The following is a 26,605-nucleotide window of genomic DNA, read 5'->3' on the forward strand; positions in this document are numbered from 1 at the left end:
AGGGATGGCAACGTGATCCGCCTGGGTATCGTTGGGTGCAATTTCGGACGCACCGTGCTGTTGCCCGCTTTCCGCGCCGATGCGCGTTGCACGGTCGAGGCGATCGCGGGTGCTGATATGAAAAAAGCCCGCGAGATTGCCGCAGCGGAAGGGATCGGCCAGCCTTTCAGCGACTGGCGCGCCTTGGCAGATCATCCCGACCTCGACGCCCTGGCCATTGCAGTGCCGCCCCGACTGCAGCCGGAGATCGCAGTCCGCGCATTGAAGGCCGGCAAGGCCGTTTTTCTGGAGAAGCCGCTGGCGGCAAATCTTGAAGCGGCGCAGGCCGTGCGCGAGCAGGTTGCCGCCTCTGGCCGTCCGGTGATGATCGATTTTGAATTCTGCGAACTGCCGCATTGGCGCCGCGCGAAAGAAATCATCGACAGCGGCGCGCTCGGCGCATTGAGACACGTTGCAGTCAGTTGGCATGTCGAGAATTACGCGACGCGCATGCGGCTGAGAAGCTGGAAGACCGATGGCGCAAATGGCGGCGGTGCGCTCGGCAATTTTGTCAGTCACTGCTTTTACTATCTGGAACATTTCTGCGGACCGATGAAGGATATGTCGGCGACGCTTTTTGGTTTACCGGACGAGGAGCCACCATCCGACAGCACGGTGTCGCTGGCGGGCACATTCAAGTCGGGCGCCGCCTATGTGCTGTCGATGAGCGCGGCCTCCTTTCTCGGCTCCGGACATCGCATAGCATTCTATGGAGAGGACGGCACATTGGTGTTATCCAACAGCACGAGCGATTACATGCGCGGCTTCGAGTTGCTTCATGCGCGACGACCAGCGGCAGCGCTTGAGCGCATTGACATTTCCTATCCAGAGGACGAACGATATCCGGATGGGCGCATTGCGCCCGTCTCGCGGCTGGCCAAGCGTTTCCTCGACGCCATCGAAACGGAAGCTCCGGCAGTTCCCGGCATCGCAGACGGCATGCGGGTTCAAGAGCTCATCGAGCTTGCACGGATTTCGCACCAAAACGGCTCTGAAAGACGTGTGATCGAGCCATGACTGCGCGCAAAATTCTTGTCACCGGCGGTTCCGGCTTTATCGGCTCTGCGCTCGTCAAGCGGCTGGTGCATGACGGCCACACGGTGCGCGTGCTGGACGACAACTCACGCGGTGCGTCGCGGCGTCTGGCCGAGGTTGAGAAGGACATCGAATTTGTCGGCGGCGACATACGCGATGCCGGCGCAGTCGACGCGGCAACGCGAGGCGTCGATGAGGTGTATCACCTGGCCTATGTCAACGGCACGGAGTTTTTCTACAGCGCGCCCGAACTCGTGCTCGAGGTCGGCGTCAAGGGCATGATCAATGTGCTGGATGCCTGCCGCCAGCATGGGGTGCGCGAGCTGATCCTGGCTTCGAGTTCGGAGGTCTACCAGACGCCGCCGATGATCCCGACCGACGAGACTGCGCCGCTGATTGTCCCGGACCCGCTCAACCCGCGCTACTCCTACGGCGGGGGCAAGATCATCAGCGAACTGATGGCGATCAATTATGGCCGCAAGTTCTTCGACCGCGTGCTGATCTTCCGCCCTCACAATGTCTATGGCCCCGACATGGGATGGGAACATGTGGTGCCGCAATTCGCCTTGCGGCTGAAGGCGGCGACGACGGCCAGTCCCGCAGGGCCCCTGCCCTTTTCCATTCAGGGCAGCGGCGAGGAAACCCGCAGCTTCTGCTTTGTCGACGACCTGGTTGAGGGCGTCATGGTGATGCGCGCCAAGGGGGACCATCTCGGCATCTATCATATCGGCACGACCGAGGAGATCGGCGTGGGAGACCTCGCCCGCCGCATGGCGCAGCATATCGGACGGGACATCGAGTTGCGGACCGGACCGCGCCTCGCCGGCAGCACGCCGCGCCGGTGCCCGGATATTTCGAAACTCGCAGGCCTGGGCTATAAGCCCCGCGTTCCGTTGGCGCAGGGGCTGACCCAGACCATCGACTGGTACTGGAAAAACGATGACTTGATGCCGCAGCGATAGTTGCGGCGTCACGCAGTTCGCACTTGGGGGAGTGATGTTGCGTTCTTTCAAAGTGGCCCGCGGGGCTGGCACCGGCGCAAGCGCCCCGGTCGAATGCTGCCAGATCTGCGGCAATGAGCGGCTCGAGACCATGCTGTCGCTCGGCTACATGCCGCCGGTCAACCAGATGGTGAAGATCGGCACGGTTCCGCAGCAGCAGCCATGGTTCCCGACGACCGTCTTGTATTGCGGCGAGTGTGAACTGGTGCAGCTCGGGCTGGCGGTCGATCCCGTCATCATCTTCCCGCCTGAATATCCCTACACCAGCGGGATGACGAAGATCCTGCGCGACAATTTTGCGGAGTTGCATGCTGAGTCCAAAGCGATGCTGGGGCTTGGGTCCGAGGATCTTGTCATCGACATCGGCTCGAATGACGGCACTCTGCTTTCCAATTTCAAAGGCGGCGGGCATCGCGTGCTCGGCATCGAGCCGACCGATGTCGGACATATTGCCAATGAGCGCGGCATTCCGACCGTCCAGCACTATTTCGGTTTGGATGTCGCCCGCAAGGTCAGGCGGGAGCACGGCGCCGCGCGGGTCGTGACGGCGGCCAATTGCTTCGCCCATATCGAGGACGTGCATGCCATTGTCGAAGGCATCGTCGAACTGCTCGGGCCGAACGGCGTGTTCATTTCGGAATCACATTACCTGATCCCGCTGCTCGACAAGCTGCAATACGACACCGTCTATCATGAGCATCTACGCTATTATTCGCTGCACAGCCTGAAGGCGCTGCTTCAGATGCACGATCTGGAGGTGTTCCATGCGCGGCCAATCCCGACCCATGGCGGCTCGATCCGCGTCTATGCGGCGCGGCGCGGCACCCATGCTGTTCGGCCGAGCGTGCAGGAGATGCTGAGCAAGGAGCCGACCGGCGACGCCATGCGCCGGCGCCTCACGCAGTTCCGCACCGACGTGATGCTCTCGAAGCTGCGCCTGCACGCCATGCTCCGCGACCTGAAAGAAAAAGGCGCCCGCATCGCCGGCATCAGCGCTCCCTCGCGCGCTTCGACCATGGTCAACTATGTCGGGCTGGACGAGGCGATCATTGACTATGTCTGCGAAATCGCGGGCTCACTGAAAATCGGCAAATACATGCCCGGCACGCTGATCCCGGTCGTCGACGAGGCGCGCCTGTTCGAGGACCAGCCGGACGCGGCCTTGATTTTCTCCTGGCATATCGCTGAGGAGCTGGCACCAAAGCTGCGAGCCAAGGGCTTTCGCGGCCAACTCATTACACCGTTGCCCGTGCCGCGCGCGTTGTAGCCTCCTTTGAAGCCGGTATAATCCGGCATGAAATTAGGAAATCCGCTGTGAACATCTCTCGTCCCATAGCGAGCGGACAGCAGGCCCGGACCACCGGAAATGCCGACCTGACAGTGGTGGGCGGTGCCGGCCATGTCGGCATTCCGCTGGTGCTGGCCTTTGCCGAGGCCGGCCTGACCGTCAACATCAACGACCTCAACCGCGACACGCTGAATACCCTGGCCGGCGGCAAGCTTCCCTTCATTGAATACGGCGCCGAGCCGCTGCTGGAAAGGGCGCTGGCGAACAAGAGGTTGATCTTCAGCGACAGGCCGTCGGACATTTCAAAGACTGGCCCCGTCATCGTCACCATCGGCACGCCGGTCGATGAATTCCTCAATCCGGTCGGCAAGGTCGTGCAGGACTGCATCGACGATCTCTTGCCGCATCTCGTCGACGGCCAATTGCTGGTTCTGCGTTCAACGGTTTTTCCTGGAACCACCGACTGGCTCGATGCCCATCTCAAGCGCCAGGGCCGCAATCTTAAAGTTGCCTTCTGTCCCGAGCGTGTTGTGCAGGGCTACGGCATCAAGGAATTGCGGGAGATGCCGCAGATTGTCAGCGGCACGACGCCGGAGGCGGAACAGGAAGCGGCGGCCCTGTTCCGGACGATTGCACCAGAACTCGTGGTCGTGAAGCCGATCGAGGCCGAATTCGCCAAGCTCTTCAACAACGCCTATCGCTACATCGAATTCGCCGCCACCAACCAGTTCTACATGATCGCAAAATCGGCGGGCGTCGATTACCAGCGTGTGCTGGAGGCGATGAAGCACAATTATCCACGCTCCAAGAGCATGCCGCGGCCGGGCTTTGCGGCGGGGCCGTGCCTGTTCAAGGACACGATGCAGCTCGCCGCTTTCGCGCGCAACCAGTTCGGGCTCGGACACGCCGCGATGCTGGTGAATGAAGGTTTGGTGCTCGATGTCATTGACGACCTGAAACGGCGCTATGACCTGAGCCAGATGACGGTCGGTCTGCTCGGCATGGCGTTCAAGGCTGAGATTGATGATATCCGCGCCTCGCTCAGCTACAAATTCAAGAAGGCGCTGCTCAGCCATACGCGCGCCGTGCTGACCACCGATCCGTTGGTCACCACCGATCCGGACCTGCTTCCGCTGGATGAGGTCGTCGCGCGCAGCAACATCCTGATCCTCTGCACTCCGCACCATGCCTACAAAAACGAACCCCTTGGCGGCAAACCCGTCGTCGATGTCTGGGGGCATCTGACCCAAGCCAACGTCATCAAATGACAGACAGCGCGCCCCGCCTCGATATCGTTATTCCGGTCTACAACGAGGGCGACAATATCCTGCGGACGCTTGCAGCGATCGAGAAACATGTCGAAACACCGGTACGCGTGCTGATCTGTTACGACATGGAGAGCGACAACACGCTCCCGGCAATCGAGAGCAATCGTCCGCTCTTTCCGAAAATCCCGGTCCGCTTCGTCCGCAATCGCGGCTATCGGGCGCATGGCGCAATCATGACGGGCTTCGCGGAAAGCCAAGCGCCCTTTATTCTCGTGATGCCCGCCGACGATGACTATAATGCCGGCATCCTCGATGCCATGGTGCAAAAGGCCGAGACGGGCTGCGACATTGTTTGCGCCAGCCGCTTCATGCCGGGCGGCGGCATGGTCGGATGTCCGTGGCTCAAGGCGTTTCTGGTCCGCGCTGGCAACTTTACCCTGCATCACATTGCGCGCCTGCCGGTGCGCGACGCCAGCAACGGCTTCCGCCTGTTTTCGCGCCGGGCGCTCGACCGCATTCCAGTCGAGTCCGAATTCGGCTTCTGCTACAGCATCGAATTACTGGTGAAAGCACACCGGCTCGGCTGGCCGATCGGGGAAATCCCGGCGCGCTGGTTCGAGCGCCAGCATGGTACGAGCCGCTTCAAGGTTCTGTCCTGGCTGCCGGCCTATCTGCGCTGGTACGCCTACGCCTTCGCCACCACTTTCCTGCGCCGTCCGCCCGAAAGCGTGGAGTTGAAGGCCTCTCAGCAGCGGACCGCCGCCTATGGCTGACAGCTGGCCGAAAATAACCGGCCGCCGGATCAACGCGCTCTCGCCATGGATGAGTGTGGTCGAACGCGATGTTGAATTCGTACCGGGCCAAAGCACGGACACCTATTACGCGGTCGCCCAATCCGACTATGTGTCCATCCTTGCGATGACGCCCGCTCGCCAAATCCCGATCGTGCGGCAATTCCGACCTGCCCTGGAGCAATTCACCTGGGAATTGCCGGCCGGGATGGTCGATGAGGGTGAAGATCCGGCCGCGTCATGCCGGCGCGAATTGCTGGAAGAAACCGGCTATCCGGGGCTGAATGTCCACGCCCTGGGGATCAGCGCTCCGTGTTCCGGCCGCCTGAGCAACCGTTTGCACTCGTTCTTCGTCGAAACCGGCGAGCGTTCCGCCAGCTTCCATCCGGAAGCCGGGCTCGAGGTGAAGCTGGTTTCGCCCGCGGAGCTGGCGCAATTGGTGACGTCCGGTGAATTTGTATCGCAGTTGCATATCGGTACACTCATGCAGGCGACCTTGCGCGGGTTGATCGACTTGCCCCGCGCGGCCGGATGACACGAACCTGAAAGTCCATGATGGACGCACACGCCGCGAAGCAACTTCCCCGCCGCCGCCTTGCAGGCGAGCGCGATCCCGAGCGCACGCGCGCCGCAATTCTCGAGGCGGCGACCGAGGAATTCACCGCCAAGGGCCTGACAGGCGCGCGCGTCGATCACATCGCCCGCCGTTCCGGCGTCAACAAGCGGATGATCTATTACTATTTCGGCGACAAGGAGGGTCTCTATCTCGCCGTCCTTGAGGCGACCTATTCAGCAATCCGCCACGCCGAGATCGGTCTGCATCTCGATAACCGCGGTCCTGTCGACGGCATGCGCGAACTTGTGCGCTTCACCTGGAACTATTTCATCAAGCATCCCGAATTCCTCAGTCTGCTGGCAAACGAAAACATGCATCAGGCGCGCTTCCTGAAACAGTCCAGCAAGATCCAGGATCTGCATTCGCCATTGATCGGCATGATCTCCTCGCTCTTGGCGCGGGGTGCGAAGGAGGGGGTCTTCAAGGCCAAAGTCGATCCGGTGCAGCTCTATATCAGCATCGCTTCGCTCGGTTTTTTTTACATGTCGAACCGGCACACCTTGTCGACGATTTTCGGACGCGACCTCAGCGAGCCTGCCGCGTTGGAAAAGCGCGGCGACCATATTGTGGAAGTTGTGCTGGGTTACTTGAAGCCTTGAGCGGCCCGCCGGCAGGCGGGGGGTCGAAGGCACACGTCGCGGCGGATGCGGGCGTTTCCGATCATCGGGTTGCAATGCCGGGATCGAGCCCTTCATTTAGGTTCCGGGTGGCCTCGCCACCGCCGCGCGCAATATCGGCTATGTCCGCGGCGTGATCGATGGCGTATCCCGCTCACGCGCCAGGCCCCGCACGGCCTCGAACAGCGCCCTCACCTGGCGCTCGTCCACATTCCGGACGATAAAGACCATCCGACTTCCACGCTGCTGGTCCGGCCAAGCCGCCAGTTCCACCGGCGGATGCGCCAGATGCTGCACGAACTGCACCACGACCGGACCCTGGCAGCCCTTCACATCGAGAATTCCCTTTGCCCGCAGAAGGTCGAAACCGCGCAGGGCAACCAGCGTATCCATGGCGCGGGCGAAAACGGCCCAGTCGATGGGTGTATCCTCGGTCAGCACAAAACTCTTTATGTCGTCGCCGTGCACAACCTCGGCTGCATAGTCGCACATCCGGCCCTCGCCCAGTTCCTCAACAAAGCAGGCCGGATCCGCGCGGCCATGACGCACGAGGTCAATCCGTGCGTGCGGATTGAGGCGGCGGAGTTCTGACGTCAGGTTCTGCACCGCCGCAGCATCGGCCAGGTCAGTCTTGCTCAGCATGAGCCGGTCGGCCAGCATCACCTGCCGCCGTGCTTCTGGAAATTGCGAGAGTGTGGAGATTCCGGTAACGGCATCCACAACGGTCAGCAACGTCCCGATATGAAATTCGCCGCCCAGCGCGCGATCGGTCGCGAATGTGCGCAGGATCGGGCCCGGATCGGCGAGACCGCTGGTCTCAATCACCATACGGTGGAAATACGGCACCTGCCCGCGCTCGCGCTCACTGACTAGGCGGTGCAACGCGAGTTGCAGATCGGAACGGACGTTGCAGCACAGACAGCCATTGCCGAGCAGAACGGTCTCGTCTGAGCTCGAGCGCAGCAACGCATCGTCGATGCCGGCGGCGCCGAATTCATTGACCACAATCGCGGTGCCACGGCCTTCGGGCGTTTGCAGGAAATGCTTCACCAGTGTGGACTTGCCGGCGCCGAGAAAGCCGGTCACCACCGTCACGGGAATCCGGGTGCCGCGCGTGTGTTTCAAACGGCGACCGAAAGGACCGGAGTGAGCGGATGAAAAGAGCTGTTGCATGAGCGGGCAAACTTTGCTGCGTCATCCTGAGGTGACCGTGCGCAGCGCGGGCGCCGAGGACGATCGGCCCTCACCCTTCGAGGCTTGATTGCTGCGCAACCTCGCACCTCAGGGTGATGGAGAACCTCAGAAATCCATCTCCAGAATATACAGCCCGCCGACATGACGATCGACGGTGTAAACAATGCCGCGCTCGTCCACGAACACGTCGTTGAGCTGGATTGCGCCGGTGGGCGCCAGCGGCGGCGCCGGCGGGATGAACACACCGGCTTCCTTCGGCTGATAGGGATTGGAGATGTCGTAGGCGCGCAGGCCCCCGTTGAAGAAGGTGCCGATCACGATCTGGTCGGATTGCCAGGAGGTCGGCAGCGGGACATTCTCATGAATATTATGCGCGCCGAAGCGGCCTCCGCGAGAAGCATAGGCATCGCGCGGCGGCAGCGGACAGGTCGAGATCGGGATCGGCTTTGCTTCCTCGCGCGCATCCAGAATCCAGATCAGCTTGGGCCAGTCGTCGGCATGGTCCACAACCGACTCGTCGGTCATGACCAGCAGATCGCGCTCGAACAGCGGCAGGATGGTGTGCGTGAAACCGTGGTAGGGCGGCGAGTTGTCCCAATGCGCAACGGGCTTCGGCCGCGACTTGTCGGAAATGTCCATGATGAACATTCCGGCGTCGATATAGCCGAGATAGCAGCGGTCTGGACGCTGCGGATAGACATTGGTGTTATGGGCGCGATTGCCCATGTCGTAGAGCGGCTTCGGATGCCGCGCAGGCGGAGAAACACCATCGCCCTTGCGCGTGCCGGGCAGCCACCAGCGGCCGACTTCGACAGGCTTCGATGGATTACGCACATCGAATATCTGGTAGAATTGATCGTCCAGCGGATGCGTCGCCTCGAAATCGGCCGCGCCCGCAGCCATGTGCACATATTCGCCGTCGGCGAACCAGAGCTGATGCACCCCACGCGAATGCGGGCCGGAGCGGTCGACTAAGGCAATTGATTTTGGCTGCTCCGGCACCGAGATGTCGAACAACTCGAACCCTGCAGGCTGCTGGCCGGCCTGCTGGCACTGATAGGCCACCGCCATGATATTGCCGACGACTTCGAGCGAGTTGGACCGCATGTAGCTCTGCGGCAGATCGGTCTGCACGACGACTTTGGGATTGCGCGGGTCCGACACGTCGACCGCGGTGAAATTCTTCGGCGCGCTCTCATGCGCGAGCCAGAGAATGCGCCGGCCGTCCTTAGCGATCTGGATCGAGAGCCCCTCCCCCATGCCGCCAAAGCCCTGCAGCTCATGATGCGCCAGCAGCTTAAAATTCCAGGCCACCGATTCATGCGCCTTCGGCCGCAGCGGATTTATCTCGTTCATTGTCGCTCACCCCATCCAAGGCGAAGGCCGGCGAATGCACACCGGCCTCGCTGCATCTGATTGTGCGCCCGGCACGATCAGGCGCCAGTGCGGGCTTTTTCCATGAATTCCGGCCGTAGCGCCTTGCTCCAGTCGGGAACGCGCGTGATTCTCTTGGCAGCGATCAGAATACCCGCCTGCTCTTTCATGTAGGGCTCCAAATTCGGCGGGAATCCGGGACTGACCTCCACACGGGCAAGCGCCTTCTGGAACGTCTCCAGGGACATCTTGTAGCCTTTCTCCGTATAGAATTTGTGGATGACGTCAGCGACCTTTTTCGGCTGTGCTTTGAAATCCTGTGCGACGTCAAGCCACGCCTTAAGATAGGCGACGATGGTATCGGGATTCTTTTCGACGAATTCCGACGTGGCAACCATGAAGACCGGCATTTTATCAAAGGACGAAAAATCCGTAATAATGTTGGCGATGCCATCGGCCTCGGCGATTGCGTTGTAGGGCTCCACCGTCACCGCGGCATCGATCGTTTTGGCGGCAAGAGCGGCCACCATGTCGTTGACGTTCATGCGCACTTCCTGCCAGTCGCTTTTTTGAAGTCCGGCGGACGGCGCAATGGTGTTGGCGAAGATATTGGCCGTGGACGCGCCGACCTGGTTGCCAATCTTCTTGCCCTTCAAATCCGCGACCTTTGTGATGCCAAGGTCTTTGCGCGCCAGCACTGCGGCGGTCTTGCCGACATGTTCGATCACGGCAATGCCGACCATGCCGCCTTTGTCGTGACCGAGGATGAAGGATTGCGCCGCATAGGTGCCGAGATCCACCTGCTGTGCCACCATCTGCTGCATGGTCAGGTTGCCGGACGGCACGGCGAATTCCTCGAATTTGAGTCCGCGCTTCTCGAGCAGCCCCGAGCGCATCAGATAATAGGTCGGCATGCCCCACATATTGGTTTGATAGCCCTGCCGGATGGTCGCGAGCTGCGCCAGGGCGCCACCCATGCCCCCAAGCCCGGCCGCAACAATACCGGCACCGGCCGTTGCGAGACATTGCCGGCGCGTCATTCCGAAGGATTTCTCTGTCATTTTGGTCCTCCCGTTATGGTCCGGCTTGGATTCGCCGTTTTATGAATCGTGATGTGTCTCGCCGAGATGGCTGAGCAGCAGCTTCTGGCATTCCAGAAATTCCACGCTAAGCGGATCACGCGGCCGCGGCAGATCGATTTTCGCCTCGGTCTTGATCCGCCCCGGATGCGGGGTCATGACGATCACGCGATCGGCGAGATAGACCGCCTCAGCGACGTTGTGCGTGACATAAATGACGGTCTTGCGCGTCTCCCGCCAGACATCCGCAAGCAGCCGCTGCATGTCGTCGCGGGTCAGCGCGTCAAGCGCCGCGAACGGCTCATCCATCAGCAGCACCGACGGATTATAGGCAAGTGCACGCGCAATCGCGACGCGCTGCTGCATGCCGCCCGACAGATGATGCGGGTAGGATTTGACGAACTTGTCGAGCTTGACGAGCCTGAGTTGGTTGAGCGCGATCGCTTCCCGCTCCTCCTTCGGCACGCCTTTCATTTCCAGGCCGAAGGTGACGTTGCCCAACGCCGTACGCCAGGGAAACAATTGTGCGAAATCCTGGAATACGACACCGCGGTCGGTTCCGGACCCATTCACGGCCTTGCCGCCGATCCGGATTTCACCGCTGGTCGGGGGCAGAAATCCCGCCACGATGTTAAGCAACGTCGACTTCCCGCAGCCGCTCGGTCCGAGCAGGCAGAGGAATTGGGATTCCTCCATATCCAGATTGACGTCTTGCACGGCGAGCACCTGTCCGCCGGGCGTATCGTAGACAAGCGAGACGTCATGTATCTCGATGTGAGACATACCTTGCCCTAGTTCTTCGTCGCCTTGACCATCCCCCAGCGCATGACCGTCGCCTGTTCCAGCGAGCCAAAAACAAGTCGCTCGAACAGAAAACCGATGCATCCGATCACAATCAGCGAGGCGATCATCACATCGGCATTCAGAAATTCCTTGGCGTCAAAAATGGTCCAGCCCAAGCCCCAGTCGGACGCGGCAATCATTTCGGCCCCTACGACCGCAATCCACGCACGCAGGAAGGCTTGCCGCAGTCCGGTGATGATGAAGGGCGAGGCGCCCGGAATGATGACTTTCCAGAACAGCGAATTTTCGTCTGCGCCCATTGCGCCGGCTGCGCGCAGCCACAGCGGATTCACCGAACGTACCCCCGACCAGGTGTTGAGCAGGATGGGGAATGTCGCCGCATAGAACACCACCAGGATTGCAACCGTGTTGCCGAGTCCAAACCAGAGAATGAAAATGGGCACCCAGGCCAGCGACGGGATCGGCATGAGCGCGCTCGCCAGCGGCAGAACGAAATTCTGCACCGGCCGGTAACGCGCCATCATGATGCCAAGCGGCACACCGACCACAATCGCAAGGCCGAAACCAAACAGCACGCGATACAGCGTGAACCCCGCGTGGCTGAGCATGGTGCCGTCGAGCAGCGAGCGCCAGAGCGCGGCCGCGATCTTCGGCAGGGTCGGCACCAGCACGGCCGGGAAATATCCGCTGCGCGCAATCGCTTCATAACAGAGCGCCGCAACCGCAATGGTGACAATCGCACGTCTGAAGGACCGGATGCGATCGCCGTTGCGGGTCATGACAGCATTCCCCAGCGAACGACCGTGTAATTTTCGAGTTTCTCAAAGACCAGTTTTTCGAGCAGCACGCCGATGACAGCGATCACCACAACCCCTGCCAGCATGACGTCGGTATTAAGGAATTCGCGGGCGCCAAAAATCATCCAGCCCAGGCCCCAGGGAACAGCCGCCAGCATCTCCACGCCGACCAGAATGCGCCACGCTTGCGCCAGTCCGAGCCGCAGGCCGGTCAGAATGTAAGGCAGGGATCCCGGAAGGATGACATGACGGAACAGTCTCGGGTTGTCGGCGCCCATCGCCTGCGCGGAGCGCACCCAGATATCCTTGACCGCCTTCACGCCCGTCCAGGTGTTGAAGACAATCGGGAAAGCCGAGACGAAGGCGACCAGCAAGACCGCCGAGACATTGCCGAGGCCGAACCACAGCAGGAAAAGCGGCGCGTAAGCGAGGCCGGGAATTGGAGCGGCAATCGTGACCAGCGGCAGGAAAATGTCCTCGGCACGCCGGAACCGGCCCATCAGAATACCGACTGCAACACCTGCCACGGCGGCGAGCGCAAAACCGGCCGTCAGTCGAACCAACGTGTCGAAGGCGTGACGCGGCAGCACGCCCGACATTGTTAGCTGCACGAAGGCCGCAGCAATTTCCTCAAGCGGCGGAAACAGCCGCGACGGAAACACCTCCAGCCGGGCGACGATTTCCCAGATCGCGGCCAAAACCAGGAACGGAAAAGCGGTCCGACCGATCACGTGCCAACGCCCGTCCTCGGCGTGGCCGGTTCTTCGTACCGCGGTTGACGGTCCAACCGCGGATATGGCGGGGACACCATCACGCATGGCTGCTGGCGACTTCCACCCTGAGAGCCGGCGGTTTTGCTTGGAGGCTTTGGATCCGCCGCCGTTAAGACTAATGCAGTCCAGCCGGACTGCAACCATTCTCTGAAGGGCCGCTACGGCGGTTAATTCTTCTCCGAGTCGCAAATTGTTCGAATTCCGAACGGAATCGGTTCGCATTGCGAACGTAACCGCTGCGGCAAAACGCGCCGGTCCGGATTAACTGCCCCTGACAAGAACCATTAAGAACGTTTCTGCCCACTATCTCCGCCTAGAAGGCAGTGGTAACACTCAGCACAGCTGGAAGATGGGCGCAGCAAATTGCTTTCATTTGGCGCGCAAGACTTCAAGCACCAGCGGAATGCTGGCTAACGAAAATGGGAGGATGATTATGCGAGGCAAGATATTTGCTGCACTCGCGGTCGCGGCAGTCACTGCAACCATCGGCTGGTCTGTCACTGCAGCGCAGGCGCAGGACCCGAAATCGGTCAAGATCGGATACGCAATCTCGAAAACGGGTCCCTATGCCGGTGGCGCGAGCATTACGACCGTCGGCGCCTACGTGACCTGGATCAAGGACGTGAACGATGCTGGCGGCATCAAGCTCGGCGCAAAGAAAGTGCCGATCGAAGTCGTCGAGTATGACGACCGCAGCAATTCCGAAGAAATGATCAAGGGCGTCGAGCGCCTGATCAACCAGGACAAGGTTGATTTCATTCTTCCGCCCTGGAGCACCGGCTTCAACCTCGCCGCGGCACCACTGCTCAACCGGGCCGGCTATCCGCATCTCGCCGTTACGGTGACGAGCAACAAGGCGCCGGAACTCGCAAAGCGATTTTCGAACGCTGTCTTCCTGCTCGGCCAGCCCGACGAAGGCGTGGAAAATCTGATTGCCGTGCTGTCCAAGGCGAAGGCCGAGAAGAAAATCGGCGACACCATCGCCATGGCGAGCGTGTCCGACCAATTCGGCATCGAGCTCGCGACGACAGCACGCGAAAGCTTCAAGAAGGCCGGATTCAAGATCGTCTACGACAAATCCTATCCGATCGGCACGCAGGATCTGCAGCCGATTCTGAAAGAAGCAATGGACAGCAAGGCCGACTCTTTCATCGCCTTCAGCTATCCGCCGGACACGCTCGGCCTCACCGAGCAGGCGCGCATCCTCAATTATAATCCGAAGGTGTTCTACACCGCCGTCGGCACCGCCTTTCCGCTGTTCAAGCAGAAATTCGGCGCCAACGCCGAGGGCGTCATGGGTATCGGCGGCATCAATCCGCAAACTCCGGAATTCAAGGATTATGTGAAGCGCCATGCGGCGGCCAATGGCGGCCGCGAACCGGATCGCTGGGCCAACCCGGTGACCTATGCCAGCCTGCAAATGTTGCAGCAGGCGATCGAGCGTGTCGGCAAGATTGATCGCGCCGCGGTGATCAAGGAAATCCAGAACGGAACTTTCGACACCATTCTCGGCAAGATCAAACTGGTCAACGGTCTGCGGGTGAACAGCTGGCAGGTCGGCCAGTGGCAGAACGGCGAATATTACGGCATCGCGCCGGCCAATCTGCCGGGCGCCAAGCCCGTCCAGTTGCCGAAGCCGGCCTGGAAGTCCGGGTCGTAAGACATCGACGCCGCGGCCGCCATGGCTCTGCCGTTCGACATTCTTCTGTCCGGGATCATCCTGGGCGGCATGTATGCGCTGATCGCCATCGGGCTCACGCTCCAATACGGCGTCGCGCGCATCATGAATCTGTCCTACGGCGAATTCCTGATCGTCGCGGCTTTCTCGGCCTTCTACGTTTACTCGGGACTGGCGATGAGCCCGTTGCTTGGGCTCATCGCCATTCTTCCCCTCGCCTTCGCGGTGAACTGGCTGGTCTACAAGATCGTGCTGACGCCGCTGGTGCGGCGCGCCAAGAACCGCGACATGCTGGAGGTCGACTCCATTCTCGCAACCTTCGGCCTGCTCTTCGTCGTGCAGGGCATCCTGCTCGTCATGTTTGGCGGCCAGTATTACAGCTATTCCTATCTCTCGGTGCCGGTGAACATTGTTGGCAGCATCGTGGCCTGGAACCGCCTGCTGGCGTTGTTGTTTGCGCTCGGGATCGGTCTCGTCGTCTATCTGCTGCTGACCCGCACCCGGCAGGGCACGGCCATCCGCGCCGTTGCGGTCAACCCGGTTTCGGCCGAGCTTTGCGCCATTGACATTGGCAAGGCGGCGGCCTTCGCATTCGCGCTCGGCGGCGCGATCGTCGCCTCCGGGGGAGTGCTGATCTCGATGTTCCTGACCTTCAATGCGGCAATGGGCGTCGTCTTCACCATGAAGGCGCTGATCGTCGTCATCATGGGCGGCGTCGGTAATATCCTGGGCGCCCTGGTTGCAGGCCTGCTGCTCGGCATCGCCGAAACTGCGGTCGCCCGGCTGGTCGATCCCGGACTGACGCTGGCGGTCACCTTCGCTCTCTTCATCATTGTTCTTCTCGTGAGGCCAACGGGACTGTTCGGGAGGCCTGCGCGTTGAGTTTGCGTAACCTGCCGTGGCTGGTCCTCGGCATTGCGGTTCTGGGATTGCTGGCGGCATTTCCGCTGGCGGCGAGCGGATATCATCTCGCGCTCGGAATCAGCATTCTCTATTACACGGTGCTGGCGACAGCTTGGGCCCTGTTCTCGGGACCGACACGCTATATTTCGCTCGCCACCGTCGCCTTCTTCGGCATCGGCGCCTACACCGTCGCTGTGACCGGCGAGATGTTGCCGTGGCCGCTGGTGCTGCTGGTCGCCGCCGGCATCGGGCTTGTCATCGCGCTGATTGTCGGGCTCTCCACGCTGCGGCTGTCCGGCATTTACTTCGTCATCTTCACCTTCGGCCTGTCAGAGCTGATCCGTCAGCTCGTGACCTGGTACGAGGTGAACATCCACAAATCGGTCGGCCGCTACATCTTTCTGAGCATCACGCAGGAGGCGATCTACTGGCAATTGCTCGCGCTCGCCGTGCTGGTGCTGCTGACCGGCTGGCTGATCGGCCGCTCGCGCCTCGGTCTCGCCCTGCGCGTGATCGGCGAGGACGAAACGGTCGCCCGCCATGTCGGCATCGACACCACCTGGGCCAAGCTCGCGCTATTTGCGATCAGCGCCGTGTTCATGACGCTGACCGGCGCGGTGATGGCGCCGCGCTGGACCTATATCGACCCGACCATCGCCTTCAATCCCATGGTGTCGTTCCAGGTCGTCATCATGGCGCTGCTGGGCGGCGCAGGATCGCTGTTCGGGCCGCTGCTCGGCGTCGTGCCGCTGGTCTTCCTGTTCGAAATCCTCTCGGCCAACTTTCCGAATTACTTCAGCATCCTGCTTGGCCTCGTCTTCATTGTCGTGGTCTATGTCCTGCCGCAGGGCGTGATCGGCTTCCTGCAAAAGCACTGGCCGAAGACGAAGCCGGCAGCTGCCGTTCCCGCAGCCGCCCTCGCCGCCACCTCCAATCCGCACAATTCGCTGCTTGCCGTGAGCGATGTATTCCGCAATTTCGGCGGTCTGGTCGCGGTCGACAACATGACCTTCACAATCCAGCCAGGCGAGATTGTGGGCCTGATCGGACCCAACGGCTCCGGCAAGACCACCATGCTCAACATGATTTCCGGGGCGCTGGCGCCGAGCGCCGGTCATATCCGGTTCAAGGGCCACGACATTTCCGGCAAGAGCGCCCACACCATTGCCCGGCTTGGTGTTGCACGCACGTTTCAGCTTGTGCGCGTGCTGAGCTCCATGACGGTGGCCGAGAACGTGATTGCCGGCCTCGCCTATCGCAACAAGCCGCTCTGGGGACAGGATGCGGCGCAGATGGCCGCGCAGCTTCTTGCCAAAGTGGGCCTGCGCGACAAGGCCAGCCTGCCCACCGACCAACTCACCTATATCGACCAGAAACGGCTGGAGCTTGCGCGCGCGCTGGCGCTGGAGCCGGAATTGCTGCTGCTCGATGAGTGGCTGGCCGGACTCAATCCCACGGAATTGCAGGACGGCATCAAATTGATTCACGCCCTGCGCGACAGCGGCTTGACCATTATCCTGGTCGAGCATGTCATGGACGCGATCCGTTCGCTCTGCGGCCGCTGCGTGGTGATGAATGCCGGCAGGAAGATTGCCGACGGCCCGCCCGCCACAGTTCTGTCCGATCCGGAAGTAATCCGCGCTTATCTCGGAGAGGCCGATGCTTAAGATCAGCGGATTGTCGGTCGCTTATGGCAAGCATCGGGCGCTGGCCAACGTCGCGCTCGAGGTCGCGCGCGGCGAGATTGTCGTCATTCTCGGCGCAAATGGCGCTGGCAAGACCTCGCTGCTCAAGGCGATTGCCGGTGTGGTCCCTACCCTGCCGGGCGAGACACGAACTTTTGACAGCAAGAGCCTGGCCGGACTTTCGCCGCGCGAGATCGTGGAAACCGGGCTTGCGCTGGTGCCGGAAGGCCGCGGCATCTTTGGCGAGCTGACAGTGCGCGAAAATCTCGATCTTGGCGCCTATCCGCAGCGCGCCCGCGCCAAAGAGAAGCAAAATCTTGAATTCGTGCTCAACCTGTTCCCGAAGCTACGCGAGCGCTTCGCCCAGCAGGTGCGCACCATGTCCGGCGGCGAGCAGCAGATGGTAGCGATCGGGCGGGCGCTCATGTCCTCGCCCGATATCCTGCTGCTGGACGAGCCCTCGCTCGGGCTTGCGCCCATCATGGTTGGCGAGTTGTTCCAGGCGCTGAAACGCATCCGGGAAGCGGGCGTCGGCGTGCTGCTGGTCGAGCAGAACGCCAAGCAAAGCCTCAAGATTGCCGACCGCGGCTATCTGATCGACACTGGCAGGATTGTCGGCAGTGGCACCGCCGCCTCCCTGCAATCCGACCCCGCCGTGCAAAGCGCCTATCTGGGCGCCGGGGCAGAATCGACGACCATGCTGGCAAAGAGTTCTCAATCTGCAGCAATGCCGGCCGCTCACAATATTCCATTGCCACACGATGCAAATGCCAGAGCAGTTCGACAGGAGGGTCTTATGAAGCACGTCAATCTGTTGATCGGCGAGCGCGATCTTGGCGCCGCAGACGGACGCACCTTCGAGCGTATCGATCCGTTCACGGGGGCGGTGGCGAGCCGTGCCGCTGCCGCCAGTGTCGCCGATGCCATTGCCGCCGCCGATGCCGCCGCGGCGGCCTTCCCGCAATGGTCGGCGCTCGGCCCGAACGAGCGGCGCATGAAGCTGCTCAAGGCAGCCGACCTGATGGACCAGCGCGGCAAGGACTTCTCCGACCTGATGACCGCCGAATGCGGCGCCATCGGCCCCTGGGGGCATTTCAACGTACACCTCGCCGCCGGGATTTTGCGTGAAGCGGCCTCCATGACGACGCAGATCTCAGGCGAAGTCATACCGTCGGACAAGCCGAACAGCTTTGCCATGGCGGTTCGCCAGCCGGCCGGCGTCGTGCTTGGCATCGCGCCCTGGAATGCGCCGGTGATCCTCGGCACCCGCGCCATCGCCATGCCGCTGGCCTGCGGCAATACCGTGATCCTGAAGGCGTCCGAGATGTGCCCGGCGACGCATCAACTGATCGGGCAAACCTTGCGCGACGCCGGCATCCCGGCCGGCGTTGTCAACGTGGTGACGAATGCCCCGCAAGACGCTGCGAAGATCGTCGATACGCTGATTGCCCATCCCGCGGTGCGCCGCATCAACTTCACCGGCTCGACCCGCGTCGGCCGCATCATCGCCGAAACGGCGGCGCGATATCTCAAGCCGGTGCTGCTCGAGCTCGGCGGCAAGGCGCCGCTGGTCATCCTGGACGACGCCGACATCGACGAAGCGGTGAAGGCGGCCGCCTTCGGCGCCTTCGCCAATATGGGCCAGATCTGCATGTCGACGGAGCGGATCATCGTCGACGAGAGCATCGCCAACACCTTCGTGGAGAAATTCGCCGCCAAGGCGCGTTCCCTGCCCTATGGCAATCCGCGCGAGCATGTCGTGCTCGGATCGCTGGTGAGCAAGGAGGCGGCCGAACGCAACAAGGAACTGCTCGACGATGCGGTGGCGAAAGGCGCCCGCGTTGCCGCCGGCGGCGAGTTCAACGGCACGGTGATCAGCGCAACGGTGCTCGATCGCGTGACGCCGGCCATGCGCATTTATAACGAAGAATCCTTCGGGCCGGTGAAGTCGGTCATTCGCGTCAAGGGGGATGAGGAGGCGATCAAGATCGCCAACGATACCGAATACGGCCTCTCTGCTGCAGTCTTCAGCAAGGACATCGCCCGCGCGCTCGGCGTCGCCAAGCGCATCCAGTCCGGCATCTGCCACATCAACGCGCCGACGGTTCACGACGAAGGCCAGATGCCGTTCGGCGGTACCAAGGCCTCGGGCTATGGCCGCTTCGGCGGCAAGGCGGCGATCGACGAATTCACTGAACTGCGCTGGATCACCATCCAGACCGGGCCGCATCCCTATCCGTTCTGAGGACGGAGTACTTCACTGGGGCAGATCAGCACGCCCCCAATTGGCAAGTCATGGGGCGATGACTGGCAAGAGCAATGCGCTGTGCTCAAGTGCGCTTTCCTGCACAGCCTTATTCAGAGCCAGCTGCGCCGGCATGAGTTCGGGCGCCTTGGAGAAGTATTAGAGCCTCGGCTTCATTGCCTTCATTTTTCTCAATCTGCACGGCAAGGCGAGGTTCCGGATCAATGCTCAGGCCGCGTCTTTCCACTCGTGAAGCTGGACGAGCTCGGGATCATCAGCGTGCTCGATCAGCATTTGCTCCACGCGGTTCTGCCAAAGAGCCGCAAAGCAAGCATGCTCATCCTCATTCGCCTGTTCCGCCACTACGCGGGGAAACAACACCTGCATCTCGCGAGGCGATGGGACAACAGCCGTATCGAGGTCAAGGATCACACCGTGCCTATTGTCACACCGCCGCAGCGCCATAAGCCCATCGATCGGGGCATCAAAATGCAGAAGATCACGACGCGTGAAACGGCGATGCGCACCGATGCCGCCGAATCCGGTCTCAGGCGCGGCGCCGGTGAGGAGCGTTGCCACAGCGGCAATGACGCCCGTCGTACCGTGGTCGCGGGGATCACGCAGGTACACTTCGACGCCGCCGCGTTCGGGCATCTCGTCCCCATAGAGGTGCCTGAGACCGCGCCGCACCATCAGATAGGCACCGGCAACCGTGGGGCAGGAATGGCCGGCGAGCCTGACGGCGTCGGCGTAGGCGTAGGTCATCACCCCGCTTTTCGAGACGCCAAGGAAAGCAGCCAGAGGATCGCGCAGTGTGATCGCAGGGGCTTTGGCAAAGAAGTCGGGAAAATCCATCACATCCTCCGATAAATGATCAGGCAGCCCCACCGGCGGAGCCAGGATCGGAGTGCGGCAGGTTAACAGGCATTTTCAAATTATATTTATCGCAGGACAATGTTCGACGCCGCAATTTGCCGCCAAGGCATTCGATTTGATCTAGCTGTCTTGGCGGCCGTCACTTGCCCCAACCTACGCCTTGGCCGCAATTGTCTCCATCTCCACGACCCATTTCGGATTTGCAAGCTGACTGACAACGACCCAGGTTGAGGCCGGGATATGTCCAGCCCGCAAATATTTCTCACGATGCGGCTTCACGAATTGCAATCCGGTTGGATCCGTCGAATAGACATTGATCCGCACGATATTTTCCGGTCCCATTCCGGCATCCGCGAGAATAGCCAGCGTGTTTTGCCAGATCTGATCGTGCTGGGCCTCAAATCCTTCAGGAACGGTGCCATCGGGCCGCACGCCGACCTGCCCGGCTGTGACCAGCCAGCGCGCATTCGGAGGGACCTCGACAGAGTGGCTGTAAACCCCTGCTGGCGGCGCCACCTGTGACGGATTTCTGGTTTTCAGCATTTGGCTCTTCTCCATTCCGATATTGTTGAACCGCAGCGTATTGAACCATTGAAGTCAGGCAGCCGAAGGCCCGGGATCGTATGGTTCATCGTTGGCGGCTGTCCTCGTCCGAACTGCCCGGCTAAAGGAAACGACTTTCGGACCGGTATCCACACTCATCAATGTGATGAGATGCGGTTTCCCCTGGGCGTCTTCGAACGGCATGCGATCGCCGACGCCAATTCCCAGGACCGCCGCGCCCTCCGGCGAGAGCACGGACAGCTGCCGCTCCTGACACACATAGTCGTCCGGATGCACAAGGCACCGATTTTCAGTCGAACCCCAATCTACTCTGTAGGCAATCCATCGGTCCAATGACGCCACCTCACTCAGAACTGAACGATCGTGTGTCACGCGAGCACGATTGAGTTCGGATGCGAAAAACGGAGCAAGCGGGTGCCGTTCAACGCTCACTCTGATTGCGAGCTGTTCAAGGCGTGCGTAGTCGGCCTGCGGCAAGACGACCGCCGGAATGTTCAAGCTGCGCATCATATCCTCTCAGATAAGGCTGCAACTCGCTGAAGATATTGAAAGTGGCTCTTGGTGTCGTACCCGGACGACTAAACAGCCGTCCGGGTTACCCGCCCTTTTTCGGAGGCTTCACGCAATGAAAAAAGCAGTGCGGAACAGGCAAAATCATGCGCACAAGTTAGCTCTGCCTACACATAAGTCAACGGCTCGAAGCCACGATAACCGCTGCTTGGCCCGATACAGTCCCGTTGCTTATGCGAATCCTCGGCTCATGGAGCGCACACCTGTAGAGTTCGCTTCGCGGCCCGAAACACGACCGTTCACTCTGAACGGGGTCCGTTGGCAGATTTCAATCATCGAATTGCGCATGTCGCGTCAGATTCGCACTCACTTTTTCTTTACGGTGATGCGGCAGGTCTGCTTGAACGCGGTGGCGAATTTGGTGGTGCTGGTATATCCGGCGATGAATGCGGCTTCCACACCCAGACGCCGTCGCGCCCAAGCGCATCCAGTCCGGGATCTGCCACATCGATGCGCCGACCGTGCCCGACGAAGGACCGATGCCGTTCGGCAGCACCAAGGCCTCGGGCCACGGCCGTTTCGGCGGCAAGGCCGCGATCGATGAATTCACCGGGCTGCGCCGGATCACGATCCAAAGCAGGCCGCATCCTTATGCGTTCCAGGTCCGAACTCCGAGATGCCGGGCCAAGTGTGCCGACAGTTCACAGCTTGCGTGGAATTGCTGTTGAACTTCGCTCAATTAATGTGGGGCGAAGCCATACGTCTGCTGCCACATCTTGCCCCTGCATCCGCGCCAATAGCAGGCGGGCAGCTTCCGCTCCCATCTCACGCTGTTGGATGTGAACGGTTGTCAGCGCCGGTCGAACCATGTCCATGAACGGCGCGTCGTTATATCCCGTGATTGAGATATCCGTCGGACAGCTGATGCCCCGTTCCTTGAACGCGTCGTAACATCCGAGCGCAATCAGGTCATTGGCTGCAACAATGGCCGTTATATCGGGTTTCCTGGCCAGAAGACTGAGGCATGCCGCCTTCCCCGCCACTCGCGAGAACGCCTCCGCCTCGATAACCGTATTCGCGACTTTCGAAAGCGAGAGCTCGCTGACCGCCAGATTGAATCCCCGCAATCTCATCATGCCTGTCGACAATCGCGATGGGCCGGCAATATGCGCGATGCGGGTGTGGCCCAGCGCCGCCAGATGCTTGACGGCGAGCCCGATCCCCCGCAGATCATCATTCAAAACCGCAGGCGCCCGACCGCTCTCGTCTGTGCGGTTGATAAGAACGATGGGCGCCCGGCCTTGAAGCCACTCATCGAGAATGGGGTCAGGAAGCGTTGCTGCCGCGATAATCAGCCCGTCAACCTGACGTTCGGTCATTCCGGAAAGAACCCTGCGATACCGATCAGCATCATTGGCGGTGTTGGCCACGATCGTCATGTACCCCATCTTGAGGAGCGTATCTTCAATACCTTCCAAAATTGGCGGAAACAGCAAGCTTGAGATGTCGGGGACGACAAAGCCGACGACTTTTGATTGCCTTGTGCGAAGGCTGGAGGCCAGCGTGTTGGCCCGATAGCCGAGCCGCTGAGCTGTTTCCAGAATGCGCGTAGCGATCTGAGCTTTCACCAGATCGCGCGTCGCCGGGTTCAGCGCGCGGGAGACGGTGGAGATATGGACGCCGCTGGCTTTGGCGACCTCCTTCATCGTCACGGGCCCTGGGGTCCGAGCTTTCATTGTGATTCCCGCCTGTTTCTCCCTGCCTTCTAGTCCAGGCTGTTGCACCCATGCAAATTTATTACAACCGTTTGCATATATCTGCTGGCAATACTGCGACAGAAAGCTTGACTTGCTCCTGTATTTGACGAAATCTCAGCTTTGCAATCGTTTGCAAAGGAGAATGGCATGGCCCCCCGAATTAGCTACGTTGACCCATCGACTATCAAAGATCCTGCAATGCGAGCCGAACTTGACCGTTGCGCGCGCGAGGGAACGCCCCGGCCGGAAAGTCAAGCTGTGCGCGCGCATGTGCCCGCTGTTTTCTGGGCGTTTGCCAATTCCTGGAAGGACGTCTTCCACCAAGGCGTTGTCGATCACAACATCAAGGAGCTTTGCCGCATCTACGTGTCGAAATCGGTGTTGTGCGAATTTTGCGGCAACCAGCGTTCGATCAAATCCGCGAAGTCCGGGGTTGTCGAAGAAGACTATCATGAACTGATCAACTTTGAGGCCTCACCGCGATATAATGAGAGGCAGAAGGCTGCGCTGGCTTATGCCGAATGCATTACGTGGGATCTGGCAGCCGACGACGCCCTCTGGAATCGCCTTCACAAGAATTTCTCCGAACCTGAACTGGTCGAACTCGGAAACTTTGTGGCCCTTACCATGGGACAGCAGCGATGGCTGCGCACGCTCAATATCGAGCATCATCAGGTGCTCGCCGGCACCGACGCGTCGATGGCGCCCGGATTTGAGGATATGGAGACACTAAAGAAGTCAAAATCGGATCCCAACTATTGGGCAAAGAAGAAATCTTCGCCGAGAAGTTCCGCAGCCTGACGGCCGGGGGCGATCACCTGATGTGTGGTCGCCCTCCAACCTTCAACCCTCTTCGATATCCAATGACCGCAGCAACAGAGCCACTGATCCAGGCCGCTGGCCTATGTGATAGACGCGATTGACGGCATCAGGCCGCCTCCCTCATCTCAACGTTTCAAGAATGCTGATGGCAGATCGGCACACAAGCGTTCTCTTGTTGGCGCAGGCTCAGCTGGCTACACGGCCGCCATCTACCCCGCCTGCGCGAATCTCAAACCGCTTCTGATCAAGGCCTCCGACCAGGCGGCCAACTGACGATTTCAACTGATGTCGAGAAGTTTCCTGGCTTTGCGATGGGCATGGCCATGCGGCGATTAGCTTGCGACGTCGCGCCCATCCCCTGGGCGCAACGTCATCAAGGTGCGATCCAGCCCTACTTCTGGGCGCCGTCCATCAGACGGCCAAATCGGGCCGTGTCCGCCTTGATCAGGGCCGCGAACTCTTCAGGACTCGACGACGCCGCCGAGACTCCCTGCTTCGACAGAAGTCCCCGGACCTCCGGCATATTCATGACCGCTCCGACGTCCTGACTGATCTTCTGCAAGATCGCGCGGGGCGTTCCGGCCGGTGCGAATATTCCGAACCATGCGTCGTACACAAATTGTGGAAGTCCAGCTTCGGCAAAGGTCGGAACACTCGGCAGATTTGGCAAACGAGCTGCGCTCGATATGGCCAGAGCCCGCACCTTCCCGCTCTGAATAAGATCGACGCTGTTGCCGGCCGGCGTAAAAAACATGTCCGTGTCAGCACGCATGACGCTTGTCTGTGCGTCCGGCGTACCTCTGTAAGGCACATGCATCATGTCGAGCTTGGCTGTCTGTTTGAAAAGCTCCCCGGCGATGTTCGCAGCACTTCCGAGACCGGCGGATGCGTAGCTTGCCTTGCCCGGCTTCGACCGAGCGTTGGAAATAAAGTCGCTCAGAGATTTCGCAGGCGAATCCGGAGAGGTGATCAGGATCATCGGCATGGAGGCGACTTTGGCAATTCCGACAAAATCGTTCACCGGGTCGAATGGCAGGCTTTTGTTGATCTTGCCGATAATCGTGTGCCCATTTGACGTCAGCATGATCGTGTAGCCGTCAGGTGCGGACTTGGCAGCACTTGCAACGCCCGCGACACCAGGCCGATTCTCAACGATGACTTGCTGCTTCCATATCGGACCTAACTTGTCGCTGATGACTCGCGCCAGAATATCCGTCGCGCTTCCGGCCGAGAACGGCACTACGATGCGAACAAGCTGGCTGGGGTAGGAATCTGCCGGCGTATCGGCATGACCTTCACTTCCAAGGATGCCGCATAGACCGAGCGCAATGGAAAGCAAACCTGTGTGGAATAAGCGCCGGCAATTCATTTTAATTCCTCCCTGCATTTTCACACACGGCAGGCTATGCCTCTCGCAAGTTTTGAGCCCGACGGCGTGCGATTCTTGCAATCGATTGCACATTTCGAGGCGCAAAACTAGTCAAATCTGCAAGCGCTGATACGACCATCGTGCTTGTGGAAGCCGAGATCGGCCGTTTCATCGCATCTGCCATTCCGCCGGACTCGATCCGCGGCATGCGCATATGCTGCTGGTGGCCGGCTCGTGTCAGCGCCAGCGCGCGATGGCAGGTGCGCATGCGGCCAATTTTGAGGAAATTGAAGGCGACGTCCTTAGGTGATGCCCGCAAAACGGCGCGAAAAATTGGCGATCCGAGGCCCCACGTGGAGCCGCTGGCCAGATGGGCGGCCGCAGCGCCGGCTCGGCCGGCAGGCCGAGGATGGATGCCTTTCAAAGTTGGCAGGGTGGTGATCGGTGCGCACCACAATCGCCGCATGCTGATCCGGGATTGATCAGCAAACAGATTGGCTATCTCGGCGCTGCGATTTCAACCTCACGGATCCCGCCAAGCGTTCGCGACGCGGCGACGCTTCGGATTCCTGACAAGTTGAACGCGAATTTAATCCTAGATCATCCGCGTAAGTCGGCTAGAAGCGGCGCGGTCCGCAAGCGCGATGCATAGTTGCAGAGCCGGTCACGGTGAACGGCCCATTCACTGAGATTGAAATAGAGTTCGCCTCCAGCGCATGGAGCCGATCGTGATGAATGCGATTCGCAATGAAGTGACGACCGAAAAGCGGAACAAGGTGACACTAGCAGGCTGCCAGATTTTCGTCGCGCGATCCTGCAGAGCCGGTCGATACGGACAGCCAACATCGATTACTGGCTAATCCGGGTTCATTATGATGCCGTAGATCCGAGCCGATACTCACCTGAATCATTCCAGACATCCTGACGTCGAATGCCCGTTCCGTCGATTTCAAAGCGATCGATGAAGCGGATGCCTGAAAATGCCGTACCATCGCGCCACTCCCCATGGAGCGTACCGAGGCAATACACAACCCAGCAGTCGCCGCCTTCAAAGGCATCCCAATTTTCGATGGCCTTCCCGACGCGGGCGTAACGGCTGCCCGAGTTACTGACGATCTCGCCAAGGCTACGAAAAACTGCTCCACCGGGAAACGTCAAAACAACCTTGCCAGCAAGGTATTTTTCAGCGCCACTCAGATCACGGGCTTCCATCGCTGAAAGATATGAATTCGCAAATTGGATGGCCTCCTCGCGCGTCTTGACCGACATGATGACTCCATCTGCCTTTGGGGGTGAGATTAAAGCTCGTTAACTGTGCGTGCCGGCTGCAGCAAACCGCGCACGGTCGAAATCGCCGGCGACCAAGCCGCCGTTTCCGAATGGCGGGTTGCACCCGTATCGATCGTGAGGCCGGCGCTGCCTGCTGGCCCCAGTCGAACATCCGACCGCGGCCACGCAATCGCTCTGGGAAGCGCTGGCGGCAAGGCCTGACCGAATTGCTGGACTTCCGGGTGCCGCGG

24 protein-coding genes and 3 pseudogenes are annotated in these 26,605 nt (G+C 60.5%); 15 read left to right on the top strand and 12 right to left on the bottom strand.

Annotated elements, in window-relative coordinates; translation table 11 throughout:
- Positions 1 to 12: 12 nt before the first annotated feature.
- Genes RO009_22775 through RO009_22805 form a run of 7 tightly spaced genes read left to right on the top strand, consistent with a single transcriptional unit; the run spans position 13 to position 6,637 of the window.
- Positions 13 to 1,056, top strand: a complete 1,044-nt coding sequence (locus RO009_22775) for a Gfo/Idh/MocA family oxidoreductase (protein ID MDT3687864.1) — start codon at positions 13 to 15, stop codon at positions 1,054 to 1,056.
- The gene (locus RO009_22780) at positions 1,053 to 2,036 is read left to right on the top strand and encodes an SDR family NAD(P)-dependent oxidoreductase (protein ID MDT3687865.1); all 984 of its coding nucleotides are present in this window, start codon (positions 1,053 to 1,055) and stop codon (positions 2,034 to 2,036) included. Before RO009_22775 ends, RO009_22780 begins: the two co-directional genes overlap by 4 nt.
- A 34-nt stretch (positions 2,037 to 2,070) precedes the next feature.
- Complete coding sequence (locus tag RO009_22785) at positions 2,071 to 3,342, top strand: class I SAM-dependent methyltransferase (GenBank protein ID MDT3687866.1); 1,272 nt, start codon at positions 2,071 to 2,073, stop codon at positions 3,340 to 3,342.
- A 47-nt stretch (positions 3,343 to 3,389) separates the two neighbouring features.
- Positions 3,390 to 4,631, top strand: coding sequence for a nucleotide sugar dehydrogenase (locus tag RO009_22790; GenBank protein MDT3687867.1), 1,242 nt, complete (start codon positions 3,390 to 3,392; stop codon positions 4,629 to 4,631).
- A complete protein-coding gene (locus RO009_22795; protein ID MDT3687868.1) occupies positions 4,628 to 5,404 on the top strand; it encodes a glycosyltransferase family 2 protein in 777 nt (258 codons plus the stop codon). Before RO009_22790 ends, RO009_22795 begins: the two co-directional genes overlap by 4 nt.
- Complete coding sequence (locus RO009_22800; GenBank protein MDT3687869.1) at positions 5,397 to 5,957, top strand: NUDIX hydrolase; 561 nt, start codon at positions 5,397 to 5,399, stop codon at positions 5,955 to 5,957. The genes RO009_22795 and RO009_22800 overlap by 8 nt, the downstream gene beginning before the upstream one ends.
- 17 nt (positions 5,958 to 5,974) lie before the next feature.
- Positions 5,975 to 6,637, top strand: a complete 663-nt coding sequence (locus RO009_22805; protein ID MDT3687870.1) for a TetR/AcrR family transcriptional regulator — start codon at positions 5,975 to 5,977, stop codon at positions 6,635 to 6,637.
- Positions 6,638 to 6,775: 138 nt separating this feature from the next.
- On the opposite strand, the gene RO009_22810 is transcribed toward RO009_22805, so the two are convergent.
- The 6 genes from RO009_22810 to RO009_22835 all read right to left on the bottom strand — a co-directional run bounded on the left by RO009_22810 (position 6,776) and on the right by RO009_22835 (position 12,634).
- The gene (locus RO009_22810; protein ID MDT3687871.1) at positions 6,776 to 7,780 is read right to left on the bottom strand and encodes a GTP-binding protein; all 1,005 of its coding nucleotides are present in this window, start codon (positions 7,778 to 7,780) and stop codon (positions 6,776 to 6,778) included.
- Positions 7,781 to 7,954: 174 nt separating this feature from the next.
- Entirely contained in the window at positions 7,955 to 9,205 is a 1,251-nt protein-coding gene (locus tag RO009_22815; protein ID MDT3687872.1) for a hypothetical protein, read from the bottom strand.
- Between the two features lie 77 nt (positions 9,206 to 9,282).
- Positions 9,283 to 10,284 (bottom strand): ABC transporter substrate-binding protein, encoded by a 1,002-nt coding sequence (locus RO009_22820; protein ID MDT3687873.1) that lies wholly within the window; start codon positions 10,282 to 10,284, stop codon positions 9,283 to 9,285.
- A 39-nt stretch (positions 10,285 to 10,323) separates the two neighbouring features.
- Positions 10,324 to 11,085: an ABC transporter ATP-binding protein gene (locus RO009_22825; protein ID MDT3687874.1), complete on the bottom strand. Its 762-nt coding sequence runs from the start codon at positions 11,083 to 11,085 to the stop codon at positions 10,324 to 10,326.
- Between the two features lie 8 nt (positions 11,086 to 11,093).
- Positions 11,094 to 11,885, bottom strand: a complete 792-nt coding sequence (locus RO009_22830) for an ABC transporter permease (protein ID MDT3687875.1) — start codon at positions 11,883 to 11,885, stop codon at positions 11,094 to 11,096.
- Positions 11,882 to 12,634, bottom strand: a complete 753-nt coding sequence (locus tag RO009_22835; GenBank protein ID MDT3687876.1) for an ABC transporter permease — start codon at positions 12,632 to 12,634, stop codon at positions 11,882 to 11,884. Before RO009_22835 ends, RO009_22830 begins: the two co-directional genes overlap by 4 nt.
- Before the next feature lie 475 nt (positions 12,635 to 13,109).
- Between RO009_22835 and RO009_22840 the strand changes: the two genes are divergently transcribed.
- The 5 genes and pseudogenes from RO009_22840 to RO009_22860 all read left to right on the top strand — a co-directional run bounded on the left by RO009_22840 (position 13,110) and on the right by RO009_22860 (position 19,187).
- Positions 13,110 to 14,336 carry an amino acid ABC transporter substrate-binding protein gene (locus RO009_22840; protein ID MDT3687877.1) on the top strand — a complete coding sequence of 409 codons (1,227 nt, stop codon included), beginning with the start codon at positions 13,110 to 13,112 and terminating at the stop codon, positions 14,334 to 14,336.
- Between the two features lie 21 nt (positions 14,337 to 14,357).
- Positions 14,358 to 15,236: a branched-chain amino acid ABC transporter permease gene (locus RO009_22845; protein MDT3687878.1), complete on the top strand. Its 879-nt coding sequence runs from the start codon at positions 14,358 to 14,360 to the stop codon at positions 15,234 to 15,236.
- Complete coding sequence (locus tag RO009_22850) at positions 15,233 to 16,924, top strand: ATP-binding cassette domain-containing protein (protein MDT3687879.1); 1,692 nt, start codon at positions 15,233 to 15,235, stop codon at positions 16,922 to 16,924. Before RO009_22845 ends, RO009_22850 begins: the two co-directional genes overlap by 4 nt.
- Positions 16,917 to 17,393, top strand: a pseudogene (locus RO009_22855) (ATP-binding cassette domain-containing protein). The gene RO009_22850 and the pseudogene RO009_22855 overlap by 8 nt, the downstream one beginning before the upstream one ends.
- A 345-nt stretch (positions 17,394 to 17,738) precedes the next feature.
- Positions 17,739 to 19,187, top strand: coding sequence for an aldehyde dehydrogenase (locus RO009_22860; protein ID MDT3687880.1), 1,449 nt, complete (start codon positions 17,739 to 17,741; stop codon positions 19,185 to 19,187).
- Positions 19,188 to 19,415: 228 nt separating this feature from the next.
- On the opposite strand, the gene RO009_22865 is transcribed toward RO009_22860, so the two are convergent.
- The 3 genes from RO009_22865 to RO009_22875 all read right to left on the bottom strand — a co-directional run bounded on the left by RO009_22865 (position 19,416) and on the right by RO009_22875 (position 21,137).
- Positions 19,416 to 20,042, bottom strand: coding sequence for a hypothetical protein (locus RO009_22865; GenBank protein ID MDT3687881.1), 627 nt, complete (start codon positions 20,040 to 20,042; stop codon positions 19,416 to 19,418).
- A 174-nt stretch (positions 20,043 to 20,216) separates the two neighbouring features.
- A complete protein-coding gene (locus RO009_22870) occupies positions 20,217 to 20,606 on the bottom strand; it encodes a RidA family protein (GenBank protein MDT3687882.1) in 390 nt (129 codons plus the stop codon).
- 54 nt (positions 20,607 to 20,660) lie between these two features.
- Complete coding sequence (locus tag RO009_22875; GenBank protein ID MDT3687883.1) at positions 20,661 to 21,137, bottom strand: hypothetical protein; 477 nt, start codon at positions 21,135 to 21,137, stop codon at positions 20,661 to 20,663.
- Between the two features lie 467 nt (positions 21,138 to 21,604).
- Between RO009_22875 and RO009_22880 the strand changes: the two are divergent.
- A pseudogene (locus RO009_22880) lies at positions 21,605 to 21,772 on the top strand (aldehyde dehydrogenase family protein).
- Positions 21,773 to 21,838: 66 nt separating this feature from the next.
- Here the strand turns inward: RO009_22880 and RO009_22885 are convergent.
- Positions 21,839 to 22,843: a LacI family DNA-binding transcriptional regulator gene (locus tag RO009_22885; protein ID MDT3687884.1), complete on the bottom strand. Its 1,005-nt coding sequence runs from the start codon at positions 22,841 to 22,843 to the stop codon at positions 21,839 to 21,841.
- 249 nt (positions 22,844 to 23,092) lie between these two features.
- Between RO009_22885 and RO009_22890 the strand changes: the two genes are divergently transcribed.
- Positions 23,093 to 23,695, top strand: coding sequence for a hypothetical protein (locus RO009_22890; protein ID MDT3687885.1), 603 nt, complete (start codon positions 23,093 to 23,095; stop codon positions 23,693 to 23,695).
- Positions 23,696 to 23,821: 126 nt separating this feature from the next.
- Positions 23,822 to 24,027: pseudogene (locus RO009_22895) on the top strand (thioredoxin-disulfide reductase).
- Positions 24,028 to 24,107: 80 nt separating this feature from the next.
- On the opposite strand, the gene RO009_22900 reads toward RO009_22895, so the two are convergent.
- Complete coding sequence (locus tag RO009_22900) at positions 24,108 to 25,085, bottom strand: tripartite tricarboxylate transporter substrate binding protein (protein ID MDT3687886.1); 978 nt, start codon at positions 25,083 to 25,085, stop codon at positions 24,108 to 24,110.
- Positions 25,086 to 25,955: 870 nt separating this feature from the next.
- Positions 25,956 to 26,354, bottom strand: coding sequence for a nuclear transport factor 2 family protein (locus tag RO009_22905; GenBank protein MDT3687887.1), 399 nt, complete (start codon positions 26,352 to 26,354; stop codon positions 25,956 to 25,958).
- Positions 26,355 to 26,605 lie beyond the last annotated feature (251 nt).

This window comes from Pseudorhodoplanes sp. (assembly GCA_032027085.1).
Lineage (GTDB): Bacteria > Pseudomonadota > Alphaproteobacteria > Rhizobiales > Xanthobacteraceae > Pseudorhodoplanes.